The sequence below is a fragment of the Salinivibrio sp. HTSP genome, from assembly GCF_003390965.1.
Classification (GTDB): domain Bacteria; phylum Pseudomonadota; class Gammaproteobacteria; order Enterobacterales; family Vibrionaceae; genus Salinivibrio; species Salinivibrio kushneri.
Genome location: NZ_PXUD01000094.1, coordinates 1 through 6,050, shown reverse-complemented (window position 1 = coordinate 6,050; position 6,050 = coordinate 1). Strand labels below are relative to the sequence as shown.

Sequence of the window (6,050 nt, the reverse complement as noted above, 5' to 3'; positions counted from 1 at the left end):
ACTTCGTCAGCCACCACCGCAAAGCCTCGGCCTTGCTCGCCAGCGCGCGCCGCCTCAATCGCCGCATTCAGCGCCAAGAGGTTGGTTTGTTCAGAGATATCGTTGATAACGTTGACGACATCAGAAATCTTTTCACCTTCCTCGAGCAGTTTATGCATTTCAGCATTCACATTCTCCATCTCTGAACGCATATTGATGATTTCAGAGGCTGAACTCTCAATCGTCCCATACACTTGGTTAACCAGATCCGTGGCACCTGCAGCACGAGTCGCCGCATCGTTTGCTGTATCAGCTACTGTGGCAATAGATTGATTCATCTGCGTAGCGGCGGCGGCAACCGTCGAGAGACTTTGTTTCTGTTGCTCCAAGCGTTCCGCGTTAGTGCGCGCCATTTGTCCACTCTCTGCCGAGACTTCAGCGAGGTTGATAGAAGCTTGGGTCACTTCATTGACGATTTCACGCAACGAAGCGGTAAAGTGGTTAATATGCTCAGTGATCTGGGCGAATTCTTTGTATTTCGGGGCTGGGATCACGGTGGAGAGATCGCCATCCCCTCTGGCGAGTTCTCGCACGCGTAACGTTAAATCATTAAGTGGTTTAACCACGGTGGCGGTCAATGCCAAAATCAGGAACACAATCATCACAAGATCGAGCACTAGCAGCTCAATCAAGCTTCGGGTGAGGGTATCGGATAACTCCGCCTCTAATCTGTCTGTGTTATAAAATACCTGCAGAGTCCCCACTTTGTTGGTTTCACCATACTCGGTAAATGAAAGCTCACTTTCTTCGTGGGGCATGGATTCGTACATCGATTTTTCGCCGTCGCCAATGTCTTTCGGCTGGCGTTGTCCCTCATCATTGGGTGGCCCGAGGCGCAGAAAGACGATCGCAGACCCTTGATTATCCAGTATTCGGACCGCCTTGATATCGGGGGCTTTTAATTCGGCAGAAATCGAGAGTTTGGCCGCTTCCAGGTCGAAGTCCCAAATGGCTTTGGGCAAACTGAGATTCATGCGGTTGGTGGCATTGTCCACGGTGGTTTCAAGCGCGCTATTCAGTTCCTGTTTGGTATTTTGGTAACCAATATAGCTTGATATCCCTAATACCACAGAAACAGCAATAACCACTTGAGTGACAAATATTGCTTTTAGACTCTTAAACATAGCGCTACTCTTCTATTTACATTGCCATGCGACCTGACTACGGTCACTTTCCCCTCGAGTGTTCATTATTCACCCAGGTGTTGTTTCATTATCTGTTCAATGTCGATTTTCTTGAGCCCTTGATTGACGATCTCACGCCATTTTTGTCCTTCAGCATTATCAGCGAAAGCAATATATAGCTTTTTATCGACCAAGAGCTTTTTATTCATTTGTAGGTTCGCTTTTACCGCGTTAAGGGCTGGATCGTTCTCTTTGAGGTAGTCCAGCACATTGGCATCTACCACCGCGAGAGGAATACGCGCTCGTCCCACCTTTTGCAGGTTTTGCGTGTCACTGGTGACCGCAGACGATTTAAGTGTGCCGTTGGCAATACGCTCATCTAACTCTGGTGTGTTGACATACCCTCGAACCACGCCAATGGTATGCTGAGTCAGATCATCAAGGGTCGACCATTCGATAGGCTGATTGACGTTTTCAACGAATCCGAGCGGACCAGTACCTATGGGGTCAGAGAAAACCAGTTCGTCTGTCTCGTAATGATATTCTGGGAAATAGCCAGCGTACTGCGCATCATTCTTGACCAAATACACGGTGCGTGACCACGGGTAAAACTCGACGTTAAGCTCGTGCCCCATGGCTTGCACCGCCGCACGTACCACCGCCACCGATGCGCCCTGATCCGGCAAATTTTTGCCAGAATAAGGCGGCCATTCGAGAGATGGCATAGTGAGAACATCGGCTCGAGCTGGTGTTGCTAGAAGAAGGGCCGAGAAAACGATGGCGAACAGATGCTTGAGCATAGCGCCTCCAAATAAGTGCCAATTCTCTTAAGCGTAGACGAGATAAAAATAGATGGGTGTTGTGATCTAGATAACTTGAAGCATTTCTGAGGTTTTACCCTAATAATGTGATGAAAATTAAGGTTTTTCTGGTCTGTCCAGATTGTGTGTTAGCTATGGTAGGTGGCAAAAAATGTTAGAGGCTGACAAGGTGTCTGTATATCTGGTGAAAAGCGGTTCTTTTCCAGACAAAAAAGCCGCTGTTTGAAACAGCGGCTTGTTAGGAAGTGATTAATCACGCTCAAGGCTAACATTAGAGTAGCTGCGGTAACCGCGTACCATCACATGGTACTCGGTACCTTTTTGTGCGTTAATACGACAGGTCTCATCGTTGCCGTAGTGGGCGCGCATAGTGAGCTGGAAAGTAAGATATGCGGTGTTCATTCGGGAGACACAATGAAAAAGTATGACACCGGCCATCCGTTGGCCAGCGACAAACACGTTAGGTTTTATGGCGCGCGGCGTTGACCTGCACCTTGCGGTTTGGCCATAGGCGCTGGGTCTTTAGGCCAAAATAGGCTAGAAGGATGTTGTTTTATTTGTGTCAGTACCGCGGTTCTTACCGACTTCATATCCAACTCACAGTTACGCGAGCGCAGCGCAACGAATAATGCGAGACCAAAGCTGACCCACAGATTAATAAAGCCAATCATCAACACAAAAAACAGGCTGGATAAGACAGACAACCACGACGAGTAATCGCTCATATGCGCATAGGCAGCGTGGGCAGAAGAAAAGGCCACGTGGCGAATATCAAGCGGAACATCAATAAGATAGCCGACGTAGCTTGTCATGCCTAAAAGCACACCAAAAATAAAGTTACCGCCTAATGCACCATAGTTGTGATGGATGTACAGTGCTATCCGCTCTCGTCGTTGAAGCGAGATCGCGCGGAATAATGGATGGCCGATTAAGCGATCTTTGAGCTCAATGTAGTCCGCCCGATTATCAAGAATGCCGGTAATAATACCCGACAAAAACAGCCAGACCCCGGCAATAGCGGCGTAAAGCCAGGCTAAACCATGGATCGGATGAATCGCAGCGGTTTGATAGGCCACTTGTTCGCTGTTTAATACCGGGTTGCCATATAAATGGCTAAAAAGCAGACTAACCAACACACTTACGATAATTGCCGCGGTGATATTCCCCCAGACTGCAAACCACTGAGAACGATTCACATTGATCAGTAACCGTGCCAGCTTTTTACTACGCGTGCGCCCTTGTTTGTTCTTTTCTACGTGCGCGGCAAAGTTTGCCGCTGTCATCGCTGGCTGTTTGGTGGCAATGGTAAAGTGTAAAATATGCACCAGCATAAAGCCGACACCGTAGTTTAAACTGACCAGCAATGCATTATTAAGTGGTGATAATTGCAAGGTCTCGATATACATTTTTACCCATGCTAACAGGGCAATAATCACTCCACCCCCGCAAGCGCGCCGCAGAATCTTAAAGTAATCGTTTTTGGTTTTGGCGATATAGTGCTGGCCGTGGTTGCTTTTGTTTTGTGTCACACTCTGAGCAAACGTGCGGGTACTTTTGCGATAAATCGCGCGCACACTGTTGCGTTCCGTCACCGAAATAAGCAATTGCCGCCAGAGGTTGAATACACAGCGCGCCTTCTGATGCGGGTGACGAAAATCAAGAATTTGGATCAACAGCACCATGCGGTTTAATGTTTGATCCAAGCGCTCAAGCATACGTGAAGCGTGCGCGGAGAAGCCCATTTGGTTAATACCACGGGCTCGGATCCGCTTGACCTGTTGCTGGCATTGCTCAATCATCACCCAAAAATGTGCCCTGTCTTTGGGATCCAACGTACCGTATCTAATCGCATTAACGAGTTGATGGGTTTCACGCTGCAATGCAATGAACGGTGAATCGACCTCGCTCAAACGGCGGTCGATCCGAAGTAGCTCAGGATCAAGCTCCTCGGCGGCGATCCAGATAGACAGCATTTCTAGCGAATAACACAACTCGCTTTTTATATAAGCACCGGTTGAGCGGATGGCTTCCGGGGCGGCGTTTTTGACTAGTAGACGGTATAGCTTAAACCAGCATTTATGAGAGATGGCCTTTACCCACGCTTTATCTTCTCCACCGACAAAGTAACTGAGCAGATCATTGATGTCGTTGCAGCGTTTAGGCGGCGGATTCACTTTGTTATAAAGCCGACGAAAAATGTCAGTCACAAGGCCGTTTTTAGAGAAAATCCCCAGCTGCACAAACGCCGGCGATAGCTTTATTTTCTTGGCCTCATTGCACACGCTATTGGCAAAGAGCGCGGCTTGAGAGGGGGAGTTGGCTAACGCTAAGACAAGCTGCTCAAGGCGCAACTCTGCTAATTCGGGCGCACCCTCACGCAGGTAGGTAAAGAATACATCAAGGCGCTCTGTGTCAGTGGCACAGAGAGAGAAACCATCTATCACTTTAAAGGCCGGTGTAATCGCAGGCATAAATCAATTTTCTTATCAGTCGATAGTCAACGCGCGCGTAGTCTACAAGAGGGAATGAATAGGGGGAAGCAAAAGTGTGTTTAGATCACACCTGCAATGCGCTGACTTGGCGACGGCAAGCATGGATTTTCTTGCTACACTGCCTGGCCCCAGCTTGGTGAACAGCCAAAATAAGTTGCGGTCATATTCCACATAGACACTGTGTGATAAATCTCCCAAAGCATAACTGGCGCCCTCACCCTGCTAGAATGGGGGCACGTAGTACGCGGCGATTACAGGTTGTTGTGGGTGACGGACTTGAATGCCTTCAGCGCTTTTTGCCGATCCAGCCATTGCCCCACAAAATCTGCCTTCGCTGACATTTTGGACAATTAAGCACGAAAAAATCAGCACGGCTTTGATAATCTAGCCTGACAACGTTGACGAAAAGGTGTGTTAGGTACCGAGAACTGATCGTCGGTAGCGTGGAAAATACTAGCTGGATAACCAGCTTATCCGTGGAAGCACGCCATTTGAGTGCACGCTTTGTATGTTATGTTTCTCTGAGGGCAGGCTCAAGCCCAAGATGATCAACAAAGGGGATAAAGTCGCGATCCAAAAACAGCAAAGGTAGCTTTTTCTCTATGCAGAAAGTCGCGATGATCACGTCGGCAGTTTTTCGGATTGTGATGCCCTTTTTGCGAAGTGCCCTATAATTGTCAGCGCAAACAAGTGCCATGTCTTTGCCAAACATTTCATACTGCTCCAGCGAGAGCAGGCTCTGTTTGGTCTGACGATAGTGTTTGTCGTTGCGGATGCCTTGAAGGATTTCCAGAAATATGAGGTCGCCGATAGCGACGGAACCGTGGACTATTGAGGCATCCAGCAGGTCAGTATGCGGGTTTTTGACTCCGTTGAAATAGTCGATCCATACACTGGTATCCACCAATATCATCCGGCGCTCCGCATTTCATTCAGGTCGCCTTCCCACTTGATTTTGCCTCGCAGTTTTCGAATTTCCTGCTGCTTGCTAAGCTGAACTAGAAGTTTCAGACCTTGCTCAACAGCCTCTTTTTTGGTTTCGTAGCCGGAGGCTTTGAGAGCTTCTGCCATCAACTGGTCGTCTATGACGATGTTCGTTCTCATGTCGCACCTATGTGTATCGATTTCGGTTTCCATACACAATCTAGCACGTCAGGAAGAACATAACAATCGGCTGCACAGCGACCGATTTTCCGCCGCTTCGCGGCTCCAAACCGGCGCGTGAGCCGGGTGTTATGCCTACTGTATAATTCAATAAAAGGAAATATATGAAGTCTGTAACTGTTAGAGATAAAAAAGAACTCAAGAAAGCATTAAAAAGTGATGTTGATGAAATTGTTATTGAAAATCACTGACTAGAGAAAAATTAAAAATCAGTTGCATTAATAAGGAAAGCAGGGCCATACGCAATTGCTGCCATTGTCGCAGCAATACCCTTCATTCCTTTTACAGGTGGGGCAGGGCGCAGGGCGAGCGCATGAGTGTTCATTTTTTAACCATCGCCGGTATGCCTGCGGCTAAAACCTTTTCTAAGAAGCTGGGATTCATGAGACAGCGCTTCTGTTTGGCCACCA

Annotated in this window: 6 protein-coding genes; all 6 read right to left on the bottom strand. The window is 48.0% G+C overall.

Annotated elements, in window-relative coordinates; translation table 11 throughout:
* Positions 1–1,163 (bottom strand): methyl-accepting chemotaxis protein (locus C7A19_RS14260; protein ID WP_155522570.1); only part of this gene is annotated, 1,163 nt, incomplete at its 3' end.
* A 65-nt stretch (positions 1,164–1,228) separates the two neighbouring features.
* Positions 1,229–1,963 carry an ABC transporter substrate-binding protein gene (locus C7A19_RS14255; protein WP_116645218.1) on the bottom strand — a complete coding sequence of 245 codons (735 nt, stop codon included), beginning with the start codon at positions 1,961–1,963 and terminating at the stop codon, positions 1,229–1,231.
* A 270-nt stretch (positions 1,964–2,233) separates the two neighbouring features.
* Positions 2,234–2,386, bottom strand: coding sequence for a hypothetical protein (locus tag C7A19_RS15560; RefSeq protein WP_155522569.1), 153 nt, complete (start codon positions 2,384–2,386; stop codon positions 2,234–2,236).
* 65 nt (positions 2,387–2,451) lie between these two features.
* Entirely contained in the window at positions 2,452–4,455 is a 2,004-nt protein-coding gene (locus tag C7A19_RS14250; protein WP_116645217.1) for a recombinase, read from the bottom strand.
* A 532-nt stretch (positions 4,456–4,987) separates the two neighbouring features.
* Positions 4,988–5,389 (bottom strand): PIN domain nuclease, encoded by a 402-nt coding sequence (locus C7A19_RS14245; RefSeq protein WP_077460654.1) that lies wholly within the window; start codon positions 5,387–5,389, stop codon positions 4,988–4,990.
* Positions 5,386–5,580, bottom strand: a complete 195-nt coding sequence (locus C7A19_RS14240) for a type II toxin-antitoxin system VapB family antitoxin (protein WP_077486352.1) — start codon at positions 5,578–5,580, stop codon at positions 5,386–5,388. The genes C7A19_RS14245 and C7A19_RS14240 overlap by 4 nt, the downstream gene beginning before the upstream one ends.
* Positions 5,581–6,050 lie beyond the last annotated feature (470 nt).

What these genes read in the sequence shown, in the direction of transcription:
- C7A19_RS14255 (WP_116645218.1), bottom strand. Translation starts at nt 1,963, where the DNA reads ATGCTCAAGCATCTGTTCGCCATCGTTTTCTCGGCCCTTCTTCTAGCA.
- C7A19_RS15560 (WP_155522569.1), bottom strand. Translation starts at nt 2,386, where the DNA reads ATGAACACCGCATATCTTACTTTCCAGCTCACTATGCGCGCCCACTAC.
- C7A19_RS14250 (WP_116645217.1), bottom strand. Translation starts at nt 4,455, where the DNA reads ATGCCTGCGATTACACCGGCCTTTAAAGTGATAGATGGTTTCTCTCTC.
- C7A19_RS14245 (WP_077460654.1), bottom strand. Translation starts at nt 5,389, where the DNA reads ATGATATTGGTGGATACCAGTGTATGGATCGACTATTTCAACGGAGTC.
- C7A19_RS14240 (WP_077486352.1), bottom strand. Translation starts at nt 5,580, where the DNA reads ATGAGAACGAACATCGTCATAGACGACCAGTTGATGGCAGAAGCTCTC.